The organism is Paenibacillus kyungheensis (genome assembly GCF_028606985.1).
In the GTDB taxonomy this organism is placed as follows: domain Bacteria; phylum Bacillota; class Bacilli; order Paenibacillales; family Paenibacillaceae; genus Saccharibacillus; species Saccharibacillus kyungheensis.
The window spans coordinates 4,985,039-5,008,506 of the sequence record NZ_CP117416.1 but is presented as its reverse complement, the minus strand read 5'-3'; the positions used below and the strand labels follow the sequence as shown (position 1 = coordinate 5,008,506).

20 protein-coding genes are annotated in these 23,468 nt (G+C 41.0%); 14 read left to right on the top strand and 6 right to left on the bottom strand.

The genetic code is table 11. From position 1 onward, the window contains the following. The first annotated feature begins 16 nt into the window (after window positions 1-16). From PQ456_RS21745 to PQ456_RS21715, 7 genes are all read left to right on the top strand, one after another. Window positions 17-1,090 (top strand): DUF4430 domain-containing protein, encoded by a 1,074-nt coding sequence (locus PQ456_RS21745; protein WP_273614089.1) that lies wholly within the window; start codon window positions 17-19, stop codon window positions 1,088-1,090. After that, on the top strand, window positions 1,087-1,965 hold the full coding sequence (locus tag PQ456_RS21740; RefSeq protein ID WP_273614088.1) for an energy-coupling factor transporter transmembrane component T: 879 nt from the start codon (window positions 1,087-1,089) through the stop codon (window positions 1,963-1,965). The genes PQ456_RS21745 and PQ456_RS21740 overlap by 4 nt, the downstream gene beginning before the upstream one ends. Continuing rightward, entirely contained in the window at window positions 1,938-3,635 is a 1,698-nt protein-coding gene (locus tag PQ456_RS21735) for an ABC transporter ATP-binding protein (protein ID WP_273614087.1), read from the top strand. Before PQ456_RS21740 ends, PQ456_RS21735 begins: the two co-directional genes overlap by 28 nt. Further along, window positions 3,611-4,300 (top strand): ECF transporter S component, encoded by a 690-nt coding sequence (locus PQ456_RS21730; RefSeq protein WP_273614086.1) that lies wholly within the window; start codon window positions 3,611-3,613, stop codon window positions 4,298-4,300. Before PQ456_RS21735 ends, PQ456_RS21730 begins: the two co-directional genes overlap by 25 nt. A 231-nt stretch (window positions 4,301-4,531) precedes the next feature. Next, window positions 4,532-5,245, top strand: a complete 714-nt coding sequence (gene dapD / locus PQ456_RS21725) for a 2,3,4,5-tetrahydropyridine-2,6-dicarboxylate N-acetyltransferase (RefSeq protein WP_204825966.1) — start codon at window positions 4,532-4,534, stop codon at window positions 5,243-5,245. 172 nt (window positions 5,246-5,417) lie between these two features. Then, on the top strand, window positions 5,418-6,548 hold the full coding sequence (locus tag PQ456_RS21720) for an N-acetyldiaminopimelate deacetylase (protein ID WP_273614085.1): 1,131 nt from the start codon (window positions 5,418-5,420) through the stop codon (window positions 6,546-6,548). A gap of 45 nt (window positions 6,549-6,593) precedes the next feature. Next, the gene (locus PQ456_RS21715) at window positions 6,594-7,196 is read left to right on the top strand and encodes a TetR/AcrR family transcriptional regulator (protein WP_273614084.1); all 603 of its coding nucleotides are present in this window, start codon (window positions 6,594-6,596) and stop codon (window positions 7,194-7,196) included. On the opposite strand, the gene PQ456_RS21710 is transcribed toward PQ456_RS21715, so the two are convergent. Continuing rightward, window positions 7,193-8,068, bottom strand: coding sequence for an NmrA family NAD(P)-binding protein (locus PQ456_RS21710; protein ID WP_273614083.1), 876 nt, complete (start codon window positions 8,066-8,068; stop codon window positions 7,193-7,195). The genes PQ456_RS21715 and PQ456_RS21710 overlap by 4 nt on opposite strands. 51 nt (window positions 8,069-8,119) lie before the next feature. After that, window positions 8,120-8,554 carry a nuclear transport factor 2 family protein gene (locus tag PQ456_RS21705; RefSeq protein ID WP_273614082.1) on the bottom strand — a complete coding sequence of 145 codons (435 nt, stop codon included), beginning with the start codon at window positions 8,552-8,554 and terminating at the stop codon, window positions 8,120-8,122. Window positions 8,555-8,962: 408 nt separating this feature from the next. Here PQ456_RS21705 and PQ456_RS21700 point away from each other — a divergent pair, with 408 nt between their 5' ends. Then, the gene (locus tag PQ456_RS21700; protein WP_273614081.1) at window positions 8,963-9,799 is read left to right on the top strand and encodes a YitT family protein; all 837 of its coding nucleotides are present in this window, start codon (window positions 8,963-8,965) and stop codon (window positions 9,797-9,799) included. A 136-nt stretch (window positions 9,800-9,935) separates the two neighbouring features. Here the strand turns inward: PQ456_RS21700 and PQ456_RS21695 are convergent, their stop codons facing one another. From PQ456_RS21695 to PQ456_RS21680, 4 genes are all read right to left on the bottom strand, one after another. Beyond that, window positions 9,936-11,975, bottom strand: coding sequence for a methyl-accepting chemotaxis protein (locus tag PQ456_RS21695; protein ID WP_273614080.1), 2,040 nt, complete (start codon window positions 11,973-11,975; stop codon window positions 9,936-9,938). Window positions 11,976-12,244: 269 nt separating this feature from the next. Further along, window positions 12,245-13,399 (bottom strand): aminotransferase A, encoded by a 1,155-nt coding sequence (locus PQ456_RS21690; RefSeq protein ID WP_273614079.1) that lies wholly within the window; start codon window positions 13,397-13,399, stop codon window positions 12,245-12,247. 126 nt (window positions 13,400-13,525) lie between these two features. Next, the gene (locus tag PQ456_RS21685; protein WP_273614078.1) at window positions 13,526-15,130 is read right to left on the bottom strand and encodes a prenyltransferase/squalene oxidase repeat-containing protein; all 1,605 of its coding nucleotides are present in this window, start codon (window positions 15,128-15,130) and stop codon (window positions 13,526-13,528) included. A gap of 287 nt (window positions 15,131-15,417) precedes the next feature. Next, complete coding sequence (locus PQ456_RS21680; protein ID WP_273614077.1) at window positions 15,418-16,695, bottom strand: right-handed parallel beta-helix repeat-containing protein; 1,278 nt, start codon at window positions 16,693-16,695, stop codon at window positions 15,418-15,420. Between the two features lie 441 nt (window positions 16,696-17,136). On the opposite strand from PQ456_RS21680, the gene PQ456_RS21675 reads away from it, so the two are divergent. The 6 genes from PQ456_RS21675 (at window position 17,137) to PQ456_RS21650 (ending at window position 23,465) form a co-directional block, all read left to right on the top strand. Beyond that, window positions 17,137-18,246 carry an ABC transporter ATP-binding protein gene (locus tag PQ456_RS21675; protein WP_273614076.1) on the top strand — a complete coding sequence of 370 codons (1,110 nt, stop codon included), beginning with the start codon at window positions 17,137-17,139 and terminating at the stop codon, window positions 18,244-18,246. Then, the gene (locus PQ456_RS21670; RefSeq protein ID WP_273614075.1) at window positions 18,236-19,045 is read left to right on the top strand and encodes an ABC transporter permease; all 810 of its coding nucleotides are present in this window, start codon (window positions 18,236-18,238) and stop codon (window positions 19,043-19,045) included. Before PQ456_RS21675 ends, PQ456_RS21670 begins: the two co-directional genes overlap by 11 nt. Further along, on the top strand, window positions 19,038-19,859 hold the full coding sequence (locus tag PQ456_RS21665) for an ABC transporter permease (RefSeq protein WP_204825979.1): 822 nt from the start codon (window positions 19,038-19,040) through the stop codon (window positions 19,857-19,859). The genes PQ456_RS21670 and PQ456_RS21665 overlap by 8 nt, the downstream gene beginning before the upstream one ends. Further along, entirely contained in the window at window positions 19,856-20,926 is a 1,071-nt protein-coding gene (locus PQ456_RS21660; protein WP_273614074.1) for an ABC transporter substrate-binding protein, read from the top strand. Before PQ456_RS21665 ends, PQ456_RS21660 begins: the two co-directional genes overlap by 4 nt. Before the next feature lie 211 nt (window positions 20,927-21,137). Then, window positions 21,138-22,457: a sugar ABC transporter substrate-binding protein gene (locus PQ456_RS21655; RefSeq protein ID WP_273614073.1), complete on the top strand. Its 1,320-nt coding sequence runs from the start codon at window positions 21,138-21,140 to the stop codon at window positions 22,455-22,457. Between the two features lie 117 nt (window positions 22,458-22,574). Then, complete coding sequence (locus tag PQ456_RS21650; protein ID WP_273614072.1) at window positions 22,575-23,465, top strand: carbohydrate ABC transporter permease; 891 nt, start codon at window positions 22,575-22,577, stop codon at window positions 23,463-23,465. Window positions 23,466-23,468 lie beyond the last annotated feature (3 nt).

Below are 23,468 nucleotides of genomic sequence, written 5' to 3'. Positions count from 1 at the left end.
GAGGGTATCGATCAAGATGAGCAATCAACATCCGCGTAGAGATTGTCAGCAACAGCATCATCATACTGTGCCAACACCAACTTCTGCTCAGCATTCAGGCAAATATTCACACTTGCCAGTAGCTATCATGGCGATGTTGTTGACGTTGTTATTGATCAGTGGTTGTTCTTCTACTGCACCGACTAATCAATCATCGGCTACCGATTCTTCAACAGCTACGATCACAGAGTCACCGCCAACTTCGGATGAAGTTGCTTCTCAAGATAAGACTGTAACTAAAGATCAATCCGATTCTGCGACAGCACCAACAGATAAAGACGCTACACCAGTTACTGATTCTCAAGCTTCTACTGGGGCAAAAGAAGCAGATCAGCAGACAATGAACGACACACAAAAGACGGCTGATCCCAAAGAGAACACGACTGATGGTGCTTCAACGAAGACAAATACCAACAAAGACCAATCATCGACTTCAACTAGCACACCATCGACCAGTAATACCAAAGAAAAATCCAGTTCGACATCTAGTGATTCAGATACTCCATCATCTCAAAAATCAACAGCAACTTCTGACAATCAGTCTAAAAGCAGTACCAAAGATACATCTACAAAGAGCACCAAAGACAACACCAAAACAACGACAAAAGATTCCAAACCATCAACCAGTACATCCAAGCCATCTAGCAATACAGCTAAAGGCTCGGGTACAACAGCAACGCCTACAACACCATCAGCACCTAAGCCACAACCTCAAGCGTCTACAGTTACATTATCGATTACAGGCGACAGTAACATACTGGGATCTACCTCTGTGCCAGTAGAAGCAGGGGAAAGCGCGCTGGATTTACTGAAGCGTGTAACCCGTAGCAAAGGAATACCTATGGAGTATCAAGGGTCTAGTGGGTTCGCTTATGTAGAAGGAATCGATAATCTGTATGAATTTGACGAAGGGCCTACCAGTGGATGGATGTTCAAAGTTAATGGCAATTTTCCAAATATGAGCGCAGGCGCATACAAAGTGCAAGCGGGAGATCAGATTGACTGGTTGTATACGACTGATCTTGGAAAAGATATAGGAGCTAAAAATTGAACAGCGGATTTCGTGCTCTGCATCCCATCACATTGTTTTTGTTTTATGGAGGATTGTTATTGAGCGGGATGTTGCTATTTCATCCTGTCTTTTTGCTGACAGGTATCATTTTGCTGATTGTGTTAATTAGTATACAAAAGCATGCAGGTACTATTGTGCGGATGTTGCCTTTTTATCTGCTGATCGGTATAGCGATTGTAGTGATTAATCCATTGATTTCACACCGAGGTCAACATATTTTATTTTACTTTATGGATCAGCCGATTACGTTGGAATCCGTATTGTATGGCGTGACTATGTTGTTATCGCTCACGCTGATTCTGCTGACCAGTCTATCGTATAACTATAATGTAACGACTGATAAATTTATGTATTTGTTTGCCAAATTTGTGCCTCAAAGTGCACTGGTAGTGATGATGGCATTACGGTTTGTGCCATTATTGCGCCGAAGATTAACTCAGATCACGCTGGTGCAACGTACACGTGGAATCAGCGTTCATGAAGGATCGCTCACTAAGCGTATGAGAGATGGGATGACTCTTGTCAAAGTACTGCTGGTCTGGTCATTAGAAGAAGCGCTCCAAAGTGCAGACTCGATGAAAGCACGCGGATATGGTACAACCAAGCGTACAGCGTATGTAGTCCATCGTATGGATCGCAGAGATCGCTGGTTAACCGGATGTCTGTCTGTATTGATTATCGTTATTATGATCGGCAGTGCGCTTGGATGGGGACGAGCTGTCATCTATCCGCGTATGCAGTCCATGGTATTTAGTATGCAGGATTGGCTACTATATTTATGCTTTGGTCTGTATCTGCTGATTCCAGTGATTGTAGAAGGAAAGGAATGGCTATCATGGAAATACTCCAAGTAAATCAACTTTCTTTTGCTTATCCTGACGAACCACATCAGGTATTAAGTGATATTCATTTCACTGTCCATGCAGGAGATTTTGTTGTATTGTGCGGAGCGTCAGGCTGTGGCAAAACGACATTGTTAAGCCAACTCAAGCCTGAATTAACGCCTGTTGGTCAAATCGGCGGCACGATCTATTATAACGGCAATATGTTAAATGAATTACCAGCACATCAGTCAGCGCAAGAGATCGGAATGGTTTTTCAAAATCCAGATAACAGTATTGTGATGGATGTAGTCTGGCATGAACTATCATTTGGGATGGAAAATCTGGGCTATTCTCTTCCAGTGATGCGCAGTCGATTAGCAGAAATTGCGCAGTTTTTTGGATTAGAGCCTTTATTATACAAGCCAATTCACGAATTATCGGGCGGGCAAAAGCAATTGCTTAATCTAGCTTCTGTGTTGCTGTTACAACCGAAATTACTGTTATTGGATGAACCGACTTCACAACTTGATCCGGTAGCGGCACGTGAATTTATTTCGATGGTCTACCGATTGAATCGAGAATTTTCAACGACTGTTATTATTAGTGAGCATCGCTTAGAAGAAGTCATTCCTTTGGCTGATCAGATGATTCTGTTGGAAAAAGGGAAGCTGAAATACAGCGGTTCTCCTCGTGAAGTGAGTGAACAGATACAGCGTCATGATCCCGATGATTTTAAATATTTGCCTTCGGTTACACAGTTATTCTGGACGATGCATAACAAGCAAATAACCGAAAAGGTACCTGTTCTATCTACTCTATCTGCTGTTCCTTTTACAGTGCGTGAAGGAAAGCAGTGGTTGCAGACGTTGGACTGGGATCGCTCTTTGGCGGACACGGTAGCACCATTAGCTGATTCAGCACCGCTTACGACTTCTTTTGCCAAAGAACAGATACTGCTAGAATGTCGTGAAGTCACTTTTCAATATGAAAAGAAAAGTGATGAAGTGTTGAAAAAGTTAGATTTGCAGATTGTTCAGGGAGAAATGTTAGCGATTCTAGGAGGCAATGGAGCAGGTAAATCGACACTACTTCAATTGCTAGCAGGGCTACTTCAACCACGAAGAGGAACAATCAAAAAAGCCAATAAGCTAAACATCGGCTATCTCGCGCAAAATCCACTGCTGTATTTCAGTCATGATACAGTGGCAGAAGAATTATCGACAGCAGCTCAACATGCAGGTATTGCAGAACCAGAGCTTGCGATTGCGAAGCTGATGAAGCAACTACAATTAGAAGGATTAGAACAGAAGCATCCACATGATATTAGCGGTGGACAACAGCAGAAAACAGCGTTAGCGATTGTGTTACTGCTCAATCCAGATATTCTGCTATTAGACGAGCCTACCAAAGGGCTTGATCCACTTGCCAAAATCGCTTTAGCCCAGCAATTACTAGAGCTTCGTCAAGCCGGACATACGATTGTGATCGTGACTCATGATGTAGAATTTGCAGCAAGTTATAGCAGCCGTTGTGCGATGTTATTTGATGGCATGATTACTACGACAGATATACCTTCGATCTTTTTTAGCGAAAATGTATTTTATACGACAGCTGTTAATCGAGTTGTACGTGATTGGTTACCAGGTGTACTCACCGCAGAGGAGGTACTGGATGTATGGCGCGTTCCCGCCTCTGGCTGATGATTGCAGTAGGTCTAAGTATTTTAGTATTGGCATTGTCTAATGCAGTGCTGAGTGATCATTATATGTTGCTCAGTTTTGTATTGTTATTGGCGGTGATGTTGCCGTTATTTGTCCGCTTTGAACGGCGTAAGCTTGAAGCGCGTGAATTGGTTCTGCTGGCGATGTTAGCGGCGATTGCAGCAGTCAGCCGGATTCCTTTTGCCGCTTTACCCAGTGTGAAGCCTGTCTCGGCAATCGTCATTCTGTCGGCACTGGTATTTGGCTCTGAAGCAGGCTTTATTGTGGGCGCGATGGCGGCGCTTGTATCGAATATCTATTTCGGACAAGGCCCTTGGACACCATGGCAGATGTTTGCATGGGGGATGATGGGCGTAAGTGCAGGTTTACTTCGTCAGACATGGTGGATGAAGAAGCGACTCGGCTTACTTGCATTCGGGCTGATCTGGGGCTTTTTATTTGGCTGGATTATGAATCTGTGGGTTGTGATCGATCTTGCAGTTGCTTTGGAATGGAAAGCCGTGCTAGCGGTATATGTACAAAGCTTTTATTTTGATCTAGCTCATGCGTTATCCAATGTCTTTTTCCTTGCGATTCTGGCAGGTGGATGGATCAAAGTATTAGAACGTTTTCGCAAAAAATACGGGTTACTGGATAGCGGTTAAAAAGGAGAGAAGAGTGCATTTGTACTTCTTCTCTATTTTTTTGTATCTTTTGCGGATTAGGGCGAACTTATAGAGTGCATATGGTATAGTTATTCCATACGTAGTGAACATTTGGAAGCCTTGTGTCCATTGCGACTGCACCTTTGATTGTGCTATAAAGGATGTAGCTCAGATTTTTGTCTGATGATCCATTTAAAAATACATGCAGTTATATAAAAGGAGCCTTTATACATGTCCACGGAAATGAATACACACGAAATTATTAACTTGATCAAAACGAGCAAAAAGAAAACTCCAGTCAAAGTATACCTTAAAGGTGAATTGGACAGCATTACATTCCCTGAAGACGTACAGACATTTATCACTGGCAACACAGGTGTTATTTTCGGCGATTGGGCAGATATTCAAGGCGTTTTGACTGAAAATGCAAGCAAAATTGCAGACCAAGTGATCGAAAGCGACCGTCGTAACTCTGCGATTCCTTTGTTAGATATGAAAAACATCAATGCACGTATTGAGCCAGGCGCATTTATTCGTGAAATGGTATCTATCGGCGATAACGCTGTTATTATGATGGGCGCTGTTATCAATATCGGTGTTGTGATCGGTGAAGGTACAATGATCGATATGGGCGCTGTTCTAGGTGGACGTGTACAAGTCGGTAAAATGTGTCATATCGGAGCAGGTTCTGTTCTTGCTGGCGTCATTGAGCCACCTTCTGCTCAACCTGTAACCGTTGAAGATGATGTATTGATCGGTGCGAACGTAGTTGTACTTGAAGGCGTACGTATCGGTGAAGGTGCTGTTGTAGCGGCTGGCGCTGTGGTAACGCAAGACGTTCCTCCTTTCTCTGTTGTAGCAGGTACTCCAGCACGTGTAATCAAGCAAGTAGACGACAAAACGAAGTCTAAAACAGAAATTTTGCAAGATCTACGTACACTGTAATTTATAATTAGGTATAACTATATATTTCGATCTGGAGACCCCGCACATGCTGGGTCTTTCTTTCATCCTTTGAGCTTGGTATTGAGTTTGTTTTTGGTGCTACTTTGGGTGGTATACTGACGCTATGTATTATAACTATTCGTATAGAATGAGAAAGAAAAAGGAGATTCAGATGACTACTTTTACTCAGATTCGGCGTGATCTTCATCGTATTCCTGAACCAGGATTTCAAGAGTTCAAAACGCAACAGTATTTGCTTGATTATATCGCTACTCTTCCGCAAAACCATTTGGAAATTCGCACATGGCGTACAGGGATTTTAATCTATATTCATGGCAGTGCACCGAAGCGCCGTTTTGGTTATCGTGCCGATATGGATGGGTTGCCAATTGTCGAGCAGACGTCTTACGATTTTCAAAGTGAACATGAAGGATATATGCACGCTTGTGGACACGATCTACATATGACGATTGGACTCGGCGTATTGACTCATTTTGCGACTCATCAAATGACAGATGATCTTGTGGTTATTTTCCAGCCAGCAGAAGAAGGCCCGGGCGGAGCCAAACCGATGTTAGCCAGTGCAGAATTAGCCGATTGGATGCCAGATCAGATGATCGGACTTCATGTGGCCCCTGAATATCCTGTTGGTACGATTGCGACCCGTGCAGGGATTTTATTTGCCAATACATCTGAATTGTTTATCGATCTGATCGGTACAGGAGGACATGCCGCTTATCCGCACAAAGCCAATGATATGGTCGTTGCAGGTTGTCAGTTGGTAGGACAGTTGCAGACGATTATCGCCCGTAATATCAATCCGTTAGACTCCGCTGTTGTGACGATTGGTAAAGTCGAAGGCGGAACCAAGCAAAATATCATCGCCGAGCGCGCTCGTCTGGAAGGCACAATTCGTACACTGTCAGCGGATACGATGGTCGCTGTTAAATCTCGTATAGAAGCACTGGTCAAAGGAATCGAAGCCGGATTTGAATGTCAGGCAGAGATCGATTGGGGCTCCAATTACTTGCAAGTGTTTAACGAAGCGACATTGACCCATGAATTTATGGATTGGTTAGGACAACGTTCTGATGTGAATCTAGTAGAATGTACAGAAGCGATGACCGGCGAAGATTTTGGTTATTTTCTGGATCGTATTCCGGGATTTATGTTCTGGTTAGGTGTGGACACGCCTTATGGATTGCATCATGCGAAGCTTGAGCCGAGTGAAGATGCGATTGACGTAGCGATCACGACGATTACCGATTATTTAAGCTGGAAATCAGGGCAGGATGCGGTGTAAGGTTAGCTTATAGGGTAGAGTGAAAGATAGAGGATGTGAAAGATAGTGGCACGTACGAAAGCTTTTGATACGACTATCGTGTTGCATCGAGCGATGAAGACGTTTGGCAGTCGGGGATATGAAGGAACGACGTTACCTGATCTGTTGCAAGAATTAGGGATTGCTCGTCAGAGTCTATATGATACGTATGGAACCAAGCGTGATCTATTTATTCTTGCGGTTAAGCACTATATGGATCATAAAACAGCAGATTTATTATCATTGTTAGAGCAATCTGGTGAAGTCTTGCCATTAATCGAGCAGATTTTTCAAAAGATGATTAGTGTACTGATTGATAACGAATTAGCTCAAGAATGTTTTATTATCGCAAGTGCTATAGAGTATGCTCCACATGATACAGAATTACATCAATATTTGCAGGATAATAACGCACAGATTGAAGCAGGATTTTACCGTTTATTAGAACGTGCTGTAGAGCAAGGAGAATTAGGATCAGAGGTAAATTTGACTGCGATGGCACAGTATCTAGTCCATGAACGAACAGCACTGATTTTTACGACCAAGTTGGGTGCCGATCAGGCTAAATTGAACACAATTACAGAGATCGCATTATCCGTATTATATGCAAAAACAAAAAGGCAGCATTAAGCGCTGCCTTTTGTTGTATTTACAAATAAATGTCTATGATCCTCAATATATTGGCGGAAAGATCTTGGGGGTCTAGCTGTGACACGCTCAACACTATCGCTTACCTGATCTTCGATCCCTTCTACAGCAATTCGTGTATCCAAATGAGCTAGAAAACTAGCATAATCTGGTGCGATTCCAGCCTCTATCAATTGCTGTTGCAACTCTGATTCACTGGTGGCATGATACGTAATCGGTACGCCTGTCACTTCTGTAATTATAGTCGCTACTTCCTCATAAGTGAGTGATTGAGGACCTGTAATCAGATGTTCAGTATTATGAGGAGTGATATCTGTTAATGCTTTTACAGCCACAGCAGCGATATCATCAGCATCGACAAATCCAATTTTGCCTTTATGTGTAGCGCTAGCAATTATTCTATGTTGGTGAATCAAGTCGGCTTGCTGTGCTTCGGTAAAATTTTGCATAAAATAAGAAGGTCGTAATACTGCCCACTGTGGTACGTGTTCACTGATCCAGCGATGTATATGTCCAAAAACAGGTTCATCAATATGAATAGATGCACTGGATAGTAACACAACCCGTTGGATACCTTGAGCAAGGGCAAGCTCAATAAAAGGAATAACGATAGGTTCGGGATACATCGTGACAGGAATAACGACATAAATAGCATCTATATCTTGCAAAGCTTGTGCATACGTTGATGAATCATGCCAATCAAAAAGCACATGTTCGGCGTGAGGATGTGGCAATGAAGAAGATCTTCTACCTGCTGTACGAACGTGATAACCCTCTGTCAGAAGAAGAGATGTAATACGAGAAGACGTTTTACCTTGTCCGCCAGTAACTAAAATGCGCTCAATAGATTTCATAATATACTCCTTTATGATGCTATTCAGATAGTAAATTGAAATGACATAAGATTAAGATACTTGAAGTGGATTCCAATAATCTTGATAACGGGTAACTTGCCCGTTCAGAGTAGTCACGACTGAGATATAATCTTGCTCATAAGGTAAGCCTGTAGCAACAAAAGTACCCAAACCTTGAAATTGAGCAATAAAAGTGGAAGTATCCGCAGAAATATGAATCACTGGAGTAGTGAAATGAGTAAAAGCGATCATTCCTTTTAACGATTCCAGATGTTGTCGTAGAGCATCAATGCCATCCAATTGCTTGGCATATTCCTCAGGTGCATACGGGAATTCAAAAACAATATTTGAGCTAAAAAGACTAAGGAATAAATCAATATCCTCATTTAGCATCGCTTGACTAAACGTATTCATCATCTGCATAGCCTGTTCATGATAAGCCTCAATAGATAATGTTGAAGATTCATGTAGAGATTGATTTTCCATAGGGATACCTGCCTTTCGAATGAGTGAATGTAGTTAATAAATTGGCTAAAATTCAGAAGCGATACATTTACTATAATCATTCCAGACTAAATAGTCAATAATATTCGGAATGATTGGTCTGGAATTATTTTAAAAGATAAATACATCGCATGATCATGGGCTACGTTTTATTGATATACATTCGATATACAAGATTTATTTAAAAAATAAACAAAATATTCCCCTTTCCAGCATAAATATACACTGCCTATCCAAACGGCATTATTTTTCACCTAACAACGTGCTTTTTAACGGTGATAGACTACCGAAATAGCAGAGGACAGTAACTTAAAAAAGCTTTGACTTGTCAAGGTTTTATCGCTTACAATACTCATTTGTTAGGGTTGGATAAAAGGGGAGTATAAATAGATGAAAAAAAGGATTATTGATATTGCTTTTATAGCACTGGGTGCATTTATTTTTGCGTTAGCAATCAATTTATTTGTGATACCGAATGAACTGGGTGAAGGTGGCGTAACCGGGGTTACGATTATCTTATTTTATGTATGGCAATTGTCACCTGGGCTGATGAACTTGGTGATTAATGCATTTCTATTGATTATTGGTTACAAATTTCTGGATAAAACGACCACGATCTATACAATTCTGGCAGTTGCATTTAACTCATTTTTTCTTCATCTGACCGCAGACTGGCGGATCGATTCGAGTGAAATTATGATTAATACGATATTCGGTGGATTGTTTACAGGTGTAGGGATCGGGCTGATTATTAGAGCAGGTGGCACAACAGCAGGAACAGTGATTCTGGCGCGGATTGCGAACAAATATCTGGACTGGAATATTAGTTACGGGTTGCTCTTCTTCGATCTGATTGTAGCGTTCTCGTCTTACTTTATTATCGGGGCACAAAGCCTGATGTTAACGATTGTAATGTTGTATATTGGTACCAAAACGATGGACTTTATTATTGAAGGATTGAATCCGAAAAAAGCTGTGATGATCATTTCCGCACAGCAAGATAAGATCGCGGAAAAAGTCATTACAGTGATGGATCGCGGAGTGACGGTATTATCCGGTCATGGATATTATACAAAGACACCGAAAGAAGTACTGTATATCGTGATTAGCAAGCAAGAAGTATCGGTACTCAAAAAGATCGTCAAAGCGGCTGATCCTAATGCGTTTATCACGATTCATGATGTACGGGATGTATTTGGTGAAGGGTTCCTTGAATTATCTAAATAATGCTCGGTGATATGCAACAAGCGATAGCCAATAGCCAATCACAAAGCACAACTAAAAAGCCTTACCGTCTATGCAATCATAGAAGCGGTAAGGCTTTTTTTGTACTAATCGTATTCAAATCAGATCATAATAGCTGTTATTCTACAGTATCGTTCTCAGTGCTTGCTGTAGCGTGAGACGCTGATGGACTAGCTACCGAATCGGTTGTTTTGAAGCGGTGAATTTCTTGTTGTAAATTTTCTGCCAATGAAGCTAGAGCGTGAGCGGATGCAGTGATTTCTTCCATTGCTGCTAATTGCTCTTCTGCTGAAGCCGCAATCTCATGGGTAGAAGCGGTATTTACATTGGAAATTTCACTGATCTCATGTACCGATTGAGCCACTTCTACAGCATTGCCATTCACTTCTTGCACTAACGTATTCATTTCAGTCAGACTTGAAGAAATCTGATGTGACGATGTACGTAGCTGTTGGAACTGATCGGCTGCTTGTTGGACCGTCATCATCCCTTCGGCAACAGAACCATGAATATCGGTAAAGGTAGACAAGGAACGCCCAATCTCGTCTGTAATTTCTTTCAACAGATTCTCGATATGTTGAGAAGAAGAACGGGACTGTTCGGCTAACTTCTGCACTTCACCTGCAACGACATTGAATCCTTTGCCATGTTCGCCTGCGCGCGCTGCTTCGATTGCCGCATTAAGAGACAATAGATTGGTCTGTTTGGCAATATCATTGATCGTTTGTAGAATAACCGAAATTTCTTCGGATTTGCGAGAAAGATTCGTGACTACTTCATTCGCTTGATGCACCGATTGATCAATATGTTGAATCTGACCTACAGTTTGTTGCATTAAGCGGTCTCCACTATCTGCTAAATAATTCGATGATTCAGACAATGAAAGTAATGAGTTGGAATTGGTTTTGACCGTTTGTAACCAATTGGCGACTTGAGTTAATTGCTCTGCGCTTTGATTTACATTTTTATTTTGACGTTCATTACCGACCGAGAATTGTTCGATCGCTGTCGTAATCTGTACGGTTGCATGGCTAGTTTGTTCTGAACTTGCATTCAATTGCTCTGAAGAAGAGACAACGTCACTGACGGAATCGTTAATAGAGTGGATCAATGAACTTAGCGATGCGTTCATATTGTTAAAGGTATGCGACAATCTGCCAATCTCGTCTTTGCTACGGTCTACGATATGGTGTGTTAGGTCGCCATCACTAATCGCTTCAGCTACAACGACAATATTACTTAGACGCTTGGTAATAGAGCGAGTAACCAGTGCAACCACAATACCACCTACAATAAGAGAAAGTAATAGAACAATCACCATTTTGTATAAGATAGGTTGTGTTGCTTCATTGATTTCATTTTGATAAAAACTACCTGCAATCCGCCATCCAGTCAGATCACTTGTCGTATAGACTAATTCTTTTTGTTTATCTTGATAAAGATAGGTATAGCTACCTTTGGCATCTGGACGAGCCATCAATTCTTCGGAAGAAGCATTTTTCTGTCCAATTGCTGTAGGATGGGAAATAAAGTTGCTGTCTTTCCCTACGATAAAAGCATATCCTTCTTTACCGATTTTGACTGTTGCTGTTGTTGCTTGTAATGCTTCTAGATTAATATCTAATCCGATAACTCCGCTTTGATCGGCTGTTTGCTTAGCAATCGTAACGGTTAGCTTCTTGGTAGAAGCAGAAATGTAAGGATTCGTAATAATAGCTTTTCCAGGTGAAGTCAAAGCTTGCTTGTACCAGTCACGTTCACGAGGATCGTATCCGGCAGGATTAGGTTTGTCAGAAGAAGTAAAAAATTGACCAGTTGTATTTCCTACATACAGTGACTCTATTTTTTTGAGAGAAGTAGAATAGCTTCTAAATCCGTTCACAAGAGTATCTCTATCTGCATAATTAGCTTGAGCTACCTGACTGGCGAAATAATCAACAATATCTATATTTTGCTGCATTTCAGTATTGACGGTTGAATTCAATGTTTCGACGCTCGAAGAAGCGCTATTGATCATTTCATTACTTAGCGTTTTTTGAGCTAACCAATACGAAGTGAAGCTAGAAGTACCCAAAGCTAAAATCATCACAATAAAGAAAGAAATGATTAATTTACTGCCAATCGTTTGACATTTCAAAAATTGTTTAATATTTTTCATAACTCCACTCCTAATAATATCTGCATATTTATTCTTATACTAACATCGGCAAATATCGCTTAAAGAAATAGAGTAGAGCATGAAAATATTAAAGATTTTTCATGAAACTCAAATTCTCATTTCATATCTGTGTCATAGTAGCAACGATTGTTACTAAAAAAAGTCGTTTTACATCTGATTATCTCTAATTGTAAATGCAAAAACAGGTATCTCTAGGTGCCAAAATCGCTCCAAAGATACCTGTTTTTATTTATACTGTTTGGTGCATATTATAATTGCTGTATAAATTGTTCCAACCGATCTAATCCTCTGCTCAAAACATCTTGCGAATAAGCATAAGAAATACGAATATATCCTTCTCCGTATTCAGAAAAAGCGTCTCCGGGAACAACAGCTAATCCTGCTTCCTCCAATAAACGTAAAGCAAATTCCATTGATCCGATATTCAAATGAGCAATCGAAGGGAACAAATAAAAAGCGCCTTCTGGCTTGGTTAACGTTAGCCCCATAGCGATTAAGCGATCATACACATAATCACGCCGTTGCTGATATTCCTGTTTCATCGAAAGCGCATCGTCGATGCCTTGTGTAAGTGCTTCGAGTGCAGCATATTGACTCACTGAACTGGCGCAGGTGACATTGTATTGATGCACTTTAAGCATATGTTGTGTCAGCTCAGCAGGTGCAAAAGTAAAGCCGATCCGCCAGCCTGTCATCGAATGAGACTTGGACAATCCGTTAATCACAATCGTTTGGTCACGCATACCATCGAATAAAGCAATTGACTGATGAGGGGTATCATAGATCAATTCACTATATATTTCATCGGAAATGATAAACACTTCACGTTCCCGCAATAATGTAGCGATATCCTGTAATTCTGTACCGCTCATGACCCGTCCAGTAGGGTTAGAAGGATAACCTAAAATAATGGCTTTCGTACGTGTCGATAGATGTTTTTCGATCAAATCGGCAGTTAATTTGAAGTCAGTCGAGCGAGTATCTACATATACAGGAATCCCACCGGATAAGCGAATCAACGGCTCATATCCCGGATAGATTGGCCCGGGCAAAATCACTTCATCTCCCGGTGTAATAATCGTCCGTAGCGTGATATCCAGCGCTTCACTTGCTCCGTTGGTTACGATCACTTCAGTATCCGGGTTATAATCTTGCCCGTATTTTTGTCTGACAAAATGTGCTGCTGCACGTCGTAGAGCAGGTAGACCTGCATTAGGCGTATAGACTGTTTTTCCATTATTCATTGCGACTTCAGCCGCGTCAATAATATGTTGAGGTGTAGGAAAGTCAGGTTGTCCAATCGTAAGTGAGATTGCATTCGGATACTGCGCTGCTGCATTAGCAATTTTGCGAATACCGCTAATTTGAATATCTTTGACTGAAGCATTGATTAAATGTTCCATCATCCAGTTCCTTTCTTGAACAATAATATGTATATCATACTCTATCTAAATCATAGACGAAAAGGTTGCCCGCGAACAGCAAAAAGCACCTAATAGAATACTCTATTAGATGCTCTGTGAGATGATTTAATTCAAGGTATACGTATAATGAGCTGAATCGTATTGAGGGCCTGATTTTTCATACGTAAACCAGTATTCGATTTTGGTACCTGCGCTCAGTCCGGTCACACTTTGTTTCCATGTTCCCGAGCTGTTGGTCATACGGTAATTAAGCTGAGTGCCACCATTGATTTTGTAATGAACATCTACATATTTAGCAGTAGTTACAGGCTTAATATTGATACTGATCGCTGTAGCAGATGATTTGGTTACACCTGCTGTATAATCTGCGGTTGTATGATCACCTGTGCCCGGATCAGGTGTAGGTGTGGTTGGATCAGTAGGTGTTGTCGGGTTCGTCGGATTCCCACCTGTCAGATACTGACCTGTGAACGGGTTGAAATGAGCAAGTGACAAGATCAACCAACCTGTACTGGATACACAGTTCTGTTGCGCCATCACCCAATAGCTATTACTTGTACCTTTAAGAGAATACGGAATACCGCCTAATGAAGCTCCGCTAGTTCCTTGTTTTTTGATAATTTCAGTATTAATCGCATTGGCTTTGGAGACATCGCCTCTCATATAATACGCCAGTGACATAAAGGCTGATCCTTCAAACCATACGTCTGCTCCTGTATTACCGATCTGATTGCCATTGTCGTCATAAGCAGGCTTCACTTCATCAGTCCAGTCAAAATCATAACCGGTTAATGTATTGCCAGCATCATTGTAAGTCAGCGTCTGTTTGTAACGAGGATTCGCCAGTGTACCCGGAACACCGTTAGCATTTTCAACATAATCTAAGCTTGCTCCATAATTATGCGTACCTGTTGTACCCAGTGCTAATACGCCCCATGGATTCACATCAAGTGGGAGTTTAGGATCGATCAGATTGGTATCGTTTTTCCATCCACCGGTAAAGCGTTTGTTAGCATCGTCCCATACTTTAGTATCAAGGAAGCTTTTCACTTTAGTAGCTGCCGCATTATATTTAGCAGCTTTGGTTGAATCGACAGATGCATAATATTGCAATACCCGATAAATATCAATATTGTGCTCGGTAGAGCTCCATGGTTCATTAGAGTTGCTCCAAGCACTCCAACCGCCAGCTACGCCACCATTCGCTTGTTGATACTGTAATGACCAATCCAGTGCTTTGAGCGCCATAGGACGGTAACGAGTATCGTTGTATTGTTTCTCATAAGCCATCGCTGCCATTGCCATCCATACAACAGGGCCTACATGTTCACGAATCTCTTCGCCTGCACCATTGTTGTACCAGTACGAATTGAGCCAGTAGCCTGTAGGATCTTGAATATCTCGCATTTTGTTAAGTACTTTTTCAGCACGACCACGCTCGCCTTTTACGATAAATGCTATCGCGGCTACCGCCTGATCATAAGTATAGACGATCTGTTTCGGATTATTAGGGCCCCAGAAATCTTCGAAACTATCTACTAATCCGTCAAAAGCCAGCCCTGCTGTAGCATCTTGTTGTGTCTCTAACCATGTTAATGCCCGGTTAGAAGCATCACTTGCCGCGTCTGCTCTCACAATGCCTGCTGATGGTAAAGTCGCACCTACAACCAGTACTGCTGTGAGCAACAAGTGAGTGAATTTCTTTTTCATCCATATTCCTCCTCAAGGATAGTAGATAAATGAAGCATAAAATACTAAAAAGGAAGGTTTCACACTCATTTGATCAAAGTTCCAAAACCCACACTTTTTTCCATTATGTAGCATTTATCTCACTCATTTTTACTTATGGAAGCGCTTACGTCAATATGGATAATCAAGGAATTGTAACTAAAATTCTTGAAAAAACAAAACTCCTACTCAGCTTACTGTAGAGTAGGAGTCGCTTGAAAAGGATAAGTGATAGAGAGAAGGAATATAGCTATATATAGTAGGAATTTTTAAGGTAAACGAATAATATCCGTCATTACAGTTGTACCTACAAGTTTGTTTTTGTAGATCGTATTTTTTCCTTGTATCGGTGAAAAACGAATCCCAAAATCACTTTTTCCATTAGAGGTGATCGTATTGTATGTGATTTTGGTAGCAGTAACGGTGTTTTCCAAATCAATGCCACCGCTGTTACCTGTCCAATCATGAATTTTGCCACGTACACGATAATACGCATTGTTTGATAACTGATTATTATGAATCCGTAGATCATAGGAACGAAGAACGATGATTCCAGAAAAGTCAGTCTGGCGAATCGTATTGCGTTGAATTCGTGTACGACTACCTACTTGATCGAGTTCTATTCCAAATGAACGGGTATCTTTAATAATGTTATGCTCAATCAGCAATCCTTCGTATAGAGCGGTTGTTGGTACAGGGTGTTCTAGATTAGCAGAAGCACGTATCCCTGATCCTAGTGAACGAGAGATCTCATTATCTCGAATGATATTGTCATACGCAGGCATCGAATAATGAATACCAACGCCAGGTGAATCGTTGATCAGATTGTTGGACACTTTGCTATTACGGCACATATAAAAAGCGAGTACAGCGTTATGAAGAGTATTATGTTGTACCAGCCCATTTTTTTGTAATGAAAAAGACAATCCGTCGCCTGCATAATGAGAATACACTTCATTGTGCAAAAATTGGTTGCCATCATCAAGTGTTCCTGATTCGACAGCGGCTAGTGTATCCTGACCTGCGGCAACTGAAGGCCCTGCAAAATAAACAGCAAAAATACGTTCTGAACCTTTAAACAAAGAATCTTGCACTATTACTTGATTCGCATCGGCAACGACTAGAGTTGCTCCTGCATTATAGGTATACGTATCCAGTGTAAGATTAGAAATATGTACACGATCTGCGCGGATCACTACTAGATCGTTAGGTGCTTGTGTCTGACGAAGAACAACACCATCCCGGGATTGTCCACGTATGATTGTGTCGTCCAGATCAATTTGAAGCGTAGTGTTTACATCATAGATCCCATTCCGTATATAAATATCAGTAGCTTGCGCTTGAATGGCTTGCTCAAGAGAGACATAATCCCCTTTTCCAGAAGCATCGACAATACTTTCATTAGGTGTACTAGAAAGTGATGTAGCAGAGTCTGCATGTGAAAAGATAGCAGGTACAAAGAATAAGATAAGAACAGAAATGGATAGGATGACCCATCGCTTCATAGAAAGGGTGTGCAGGTTAATTCCTCCTTGTGGATAGAACATGGATTGGGGACTTGAACATTTGGACAGGTTAAGTCATCGCAAGATAATACAGAAGTACATACAGATTGGGTGTTCGATTATTGTTTTGTATGGGTGGGCGGAGCTGTTATTTCTTTTATTGTAAGGCTTTTGACTGATAATGTAATTGCAATTCTGGCTGTTTTCTTTATAATTGCATTGAACCTTTATTTTATAGGGATATGGATAGAATGCTCGGAATGGAAAATAGCACCATTTTATACGATGATATTTGGTCTATTGGATAGCTGGTTAGGTAGAAAACGTCAATTATAAAGTATATCGTAATCCAATCTTGAGAATTGCGGATTGGATTTTATTTATGTTTAGCAGATCGCTATTTAACATAGGGGATACAATACTTTAATCGTTGTGACATCTATTGGTTATAATAAGAGATAGAGGTTATTAAAGGAGGCTGTTATGGGGGACAATACAATTATTCGATTTGACGGAGTATCCAAGCGCTATGAAGATGGAACAGTAGTGCTTGAGAATATAGAGTTTGAAGTAGAACGCGGTAAGTTTTACACGTTACTCGGCCCTTCCGGTTGCGGGAAAACAACGATTTTGCGTATGATCGCTGGCTTTACTGAACCGACAGGAGGTTCGATTTATTTTAACGGTCAGGTGATCAACAAAGTACCTGCAAATAAACGTCAAGTGAATACGGTATTTCAAGATTATGCCCTTTTTCCACATTTGAATGTATTTGAAAATGTAGCTTTCGGATTGCGGATCAAAAAAATGAAAAAAGACGAAGTGACGACCAAAGTCAAAGAAGCTCTGCAATTCGTCAATCTTGAAGGATATGATCAACGTTCGATCAGTGAAATGTCTGGTGGACAGAAGCAACGGGTAGCGATCGCACGTGCACTGGTGAATGAACCAGAAGTGCTGTTGCTTGATGAACCATTGTCTGCACTGGATCTGAAGTTACGTACAGAAATGCAATATGAATTGCGTGAAATTCAGCAACGTCTAGGGATTACATTTATCTTTGTTACACATGATCAAGAAGAAGCACTGGCAATGTCTGATGAGATTTTTGTGATGAACAAAGGGAAAATCGAACAAAGTGGAACGCCTAATGATATCTATGATGAGCCAATTAACCGCTTTGTCGCTGATTTTATCGGAGAATCGAATATTGTTCCCGGACGTATGATCGAAGATTTTTTGGTGGAATTTAACGGCAAGCGATTCCACTGTGTCGATCAGGGTCTACGTGATAATGAAAGTATTGAAGTGGTTATTCGTCCGGAAGATCTGGAACTGACGACGGTTGAAAAAGGCAAGCTCAAAGTGCGTGTAGATACCCAATTATTCCGTGGCGTTCACTATGAGATTAGCTGTTATGATGATTCCGGTCATGAATGGTTGGTACATTCGACTCGCAAAGCTGATCCAGGTAGTGAAATCGGGCTTGATTTTGAAGCAGAAGCGATTCATGTTATGCGTTTTGGTGAAAGTGAAGAAGACTTTGATCGTCGCCTTGAAGGTTATGAAGAAGGTGGGGTCTATGCAGGCTAATACACGCAGCATTTATATGCTGCCTTATTATATATGGATCGTGTTATTTGTTATCGCACCGGTGGTGCTGGTAGGATATTATTCTTTTTTTGATGTCGATGGGAATTTGACGCTTCAGAATTATCGGACGTTTTTTACCCCGACTTATTTGCAAATGACGATCAGTTCGTTCTGGTATGCTTTTCTAGTAACATTGTTTTCACTATTAGTCGCCTATCCTGCGGCTTATCTGCTGACTCGTACCAAACATCGGCAGTTATGGATTCTGTTGATTATTTTGCCGACATGGATTAATCTATTGCTCAAAACGTATGCGTTTATCGGTATTTTTGGAACGTATGGCCCGATTAATGCGTTACTGGGTACACTTGGATTCGGTGAGCAACAGTTGTTATTTAATGCGCCTAGTTTTGTATTTGTATCGGTGTATATTTTTATTCCGTTTATGATTTTGCCAATTTATAATGCACTGGAAGAAATGAATCCTACTCTGGTATCTGCGGCACGTGATCTAGGCGCATCCGGTTGGGTAACATTTCGACGTGTTATTTTGCCGTTAACGATGGCAGGAGTGAAATCTGGCTGTATGGCTGTCTTTATTCCATCACTGTCGCTCTTTATGATTACAAGGTTGATAGCAGGGAATAAAGTCATTACGCTCGGTACAGCGATTGAACAGCATTTCCTTGTGACACAGGACTGGGGAATGGGTTCGACAGTAGCGGTAGTCTTAATTATTGCGATGGCTGTGATCATGATTCTAAGTGGCGGCTTCGGCAAGGAGGTACGTCATGACTAACAAAAATGGTTGGGGCAATCTGTATCTTGTATTTGTGTTTGCTCTATTATATGCGCCGATTCTGTATCTGATGTATTATTCGTTCAATAGTGCAGGCAATATGCATGAATTTGAAGGATTTACATGGGAATGGTATGGCGAAGTTTTTCAAGATACAAGGCTGATTATTATTGTAATTAACACATTAGTAATTGCTTTACTATCTTCAACAATTGCAACAATGATCGGGATTATCGGGGCACTCGCAATCGATCGGATTCGTCGTCGTCGGTTGAAAGATACGGTGTTGTCGCTCAATAATGTATTGATCGTTAGCCCTGATGTTATTATTGGTGCATCATTTCTGATCTTATTTACGATGATCGGTATCAAATTAGGCTTTGCTTCGGTACTTATCTCGCATATCGCCTTTAGTATTCCGATTACGGTACTGATGATTCTGCCGAGATTGCAAGAAATGAGCCCTTCTTTGATTGATGCAGCGCGTGATCTAGGCGCAAGTCGTCGTGATGTACTGAGCAAAGTCATTTTGCCATTTATCAAGCCCGGTATTTTTGCAGGATTTTTTATGGCGTTTACGTATTCGTTAGATGATTTTGCGGTGACCTTTTTTGTAACAGGGAATGGATATTCGACATTATCGGTTGAAATCTATTCTCGCGCTAGACAAGGGGTAGCGTTATCGATCAATGCGTTGTCTACATTAATCTTCTTATTCACTGTTATGCTGGTAGTTGGCTACTATATGATTAATCGACGTGCCACGAACAAACCACGCCGCGAAGAACCGATCGCAGTAGGAGGTCCAAGATGAAGACTCTTACCCGAATGTTTCTCAGTATTATTGTGGTAGCGCTGATCTTAATGTACACTGCATCACGCTTAAATGTGAGCGAAGGCTATTCCAGTGGCAATACGCTGACAATCTACAATTGGGGCGATTATATCGATCCAGATATTCTGGCTCAATTTCAAAAAGAAACCGGTATTACGGTGATCTATCAGACCTTTGATTCCAATGAAGCGATGTTGACGAAGATCGAACAAGGTGGAACAACATTCGATGTAGCGATTCCGTCGGATTATGCGATTTCTAAAATGCGTGAAGAAAATCTGTTGATTCCGCTCGATCATAGCAAATTGCCGAATTTGAAAAATATCGATCCTAAATTTATGAATCAATCGTTCGATCCAGACAATAAATACTCTGCACCTTACTTCTGGGGAACGGTAGGGATTGTCTATAATCCGAATCTAGCTCAAGGCATCAAGTTCGATAGCTGGGATGATCTCTGGAATCCCAAGCTACGTAACAATGTACTGCTCACCGATGGTGCACGCGAAGTGATCGGGATGTCGCTCAACAGTCTAGGATATTCGCTGAATGATACCAATGAGCAACATTTACAACAAGCTCTAACCAAGCTCAAAACGTTAACTCCTAATGTCAAAGCGATAGTCGGGGATGAAATTAAAATGTTGTTAGCGAATAATGAAGCGGCAGCAGGATTGGTCTTTTCCGGTGATGCTTCTGAGATTATGAGCGAAAATGATCAATTGGATTTTGTCGTTCCCAAAGAAGGTACGAATCTATGGTTCGATAATATGGTAATTCCCAAAACAGCCGCCAATGTCGATGCCGCTCATAAATTTATTAACTTTATGCTAGATCCTAAAATCGCCGAGCAAAATACAGAATATGTCGGTTATTCGACTCCGAATGCCGAAGCACTCAAATTATTGCCCAAAGACATCTCTGGCGATGAACGCTTTTACCCGCCACAAGAGCTGACTGATAAGCTTGAAGTGTATGATAATTTGGGGAAAAAGATGTTGGTGCATTATAATGAACTGTTTTTACAGTTTAAAATGAATAAGTGATCTGATATGTAGTAAGCAAGCTGTCCTCTATAAAGGGCAGCTTTTTTTGTGGTTGGCAAAATAAAGAAAAATATAAGAAAAGCGAATACCTTGAAAATACAAACTATAAATCTTAATTTCACACATTGTTAAAAGTAAGCGCTAACATCATAATAAAGTCATAAACAGTACGTTTTGTACAAATTATCCATTGAGGGGGATATTAAAAGATATGAAAATGCCAAGTAAAACAGTAGCTCTGTTATTAGCAGGAGCAATGGCGTTCGGACTTGCAGGTTGTGGGAACAGCGATTCAAGTTCAAGCGGTTCAGGAGCAAGTGGAGACAGTGGTGACAAAACAAAAATCACATTCCAAAATATTTATCCTGATCCAACCACACCAACGTACAAAATGATTCACCAGATCGTTGATCAATATGAGAAAGAACATCCAAATATTGATATCGAACTGGATACACTAAATACAGATCAACAAAAGCTCAAACTTAAAACACAAGCTGCTTCGAAAGAAATTCCTGATATCACGATTGTGAATCCAGCAGCTCAGATGAAACCATATATTGATGCAGGCTTGCTTGCTCCATTAAACGATGTCATTGACAAAGGCGGTCTAAAAGATACATATCAAGAAGGACTGCTTGATTATTACAGCAAAGATGGAAAAGTGTACGCTCTTCCAGATGGTAATAATATCGAAGTTGGCTTTTATAACAAAGCTCTATTTGCCAAAGCAGGTATTGCTGCTCCACCAACAACATTTGATGAGCTATTAGCTGATGTGAAAAAGCTTAAAGATGCAGGTATCACACCTATCGCGATCGGTGAAAAAGATTCATGGACAGGTTCATTCCTATTTATGAACATCTTGCTTCGCACTAACGGTGGTCCTGGATTCTTGCAAGATGTAGCTGATGGCAAAAAGACATTTAATGATCCTGCTTTTGTCGAAGCTGTCGATGCTTTCCAAAAATTAGTTCAAGCTGGAGCTTTCCCTGAAGGAGCAACATCGATTGATGCTACAGCAGGCGGTAATATGTTCCGTACAGGTCAAGCAGCGATGTTCTTTATCGGAACATGGGAGACTGGTGCGAATGATGGTTCAACAGTAGGTAAAGACGTGAGCGTATTCAAATTCCCAACAGTCAATGGCAAAGGAAATCCAGATGAGTTCATGCTTGCTCCAGGTAGTGCATTTGCCGTATCTGCGAACAGCGAACATTTACAAGAAACGAAAGATTTCTTAAACTACTTTGCACTGAACTTACCTAAAGTATCATTTGAATTGAAAAATGCAGTTGGTCTAGGTCAAAAAGTAGACGGTGACTTCAAAGCGGCTGGATATTCTCCACTAGCGATTGATGTACTGGATCTGTTCAAAAATGTAAAAGGTGGCGACCTGTCATTCGATAACACGATGAATCCAGCGGTATCTCAAGTACATTTGAGCAGTATCCAAAGTCTATTTGTACAACAAGTTGATCCAAAACAAATTGCACAAGAGCACCAAGCTGCATTTGAAGCGAATCCTTAAATCAACATAGAGACGGATATGTAGCAGCGAGGGGGCGTCAACAGCGTCCCCTTCGCTATGAGTAGAATAGGGCTAAAGAGAGAAAATACACTTTTGAGTTGGAAGGAGGGAGAAGCCATGAATGTACTAAAAGTACCTGCTCGCACGATCGCTATTTTTGTACTTCCTTGTCTTATCCTTTACATAGGGACGGTGTTTGTTCCTATTCTGGTTTCTTTTTATACTGCGATGTTGGACTGGAATGGGATTTCGGACGCTAAGTTTGTCGGTCTTGCGAATTTCAAAATATTACTGTTCGACGATCCGAACTTCTGGATGTCGGTGAAGCGTACGATTATGTATGCCGTCTTCTCCATTATTGAGATTCCTTTTTGTTTATTATTTGCTATTTTGCTGAATCGCTATGTACGTAAAGGAAATCGTCTGGTGACGATCTATTTCGTACCCGTTATTTTGTCTAACGTTATTCTAGGACAATTGTGGAAAACGATCTACAACCCGGCTTCAATGGGCGGGATGTTAAATGGCGTATTGATCAAGTTAGGTCTGGATAGCTGGACACATAGCTGGTTAACGGAGCCTGCGATTGCGATGTATGCGATTTACTTTGTATCGCTATGGCAGTACTTTGGTTACCATTTACTTATTCAATTTACAGGGGTACAAAATATACCGGATGAAATCTATGAAGCTGCCAAAATTGATGGTGCAGATGGATTCAAAGCAGACCGTTATATCACGTTCCCGATGGTGGTACCTATTTTCAAAATCTCGGTTGTGCTAGCATTTATCGGATCATTACAAGCATTCGAGTTGGTCATGGTTATGACAGGCGGTGGCCCTGCACATGCGACCGATACGATAGCGACGCATATGTATAACATGTCGTTCTTATCTCAGAAGTACGGTTATGGTAGTGCAGTAGCTACATTCCTTGTTATTTTCTGTCTGGTCATTACTGTGATTATTAATGGCGTATTTAACAAAATCGAACGTAAAGTGACGTAGAGG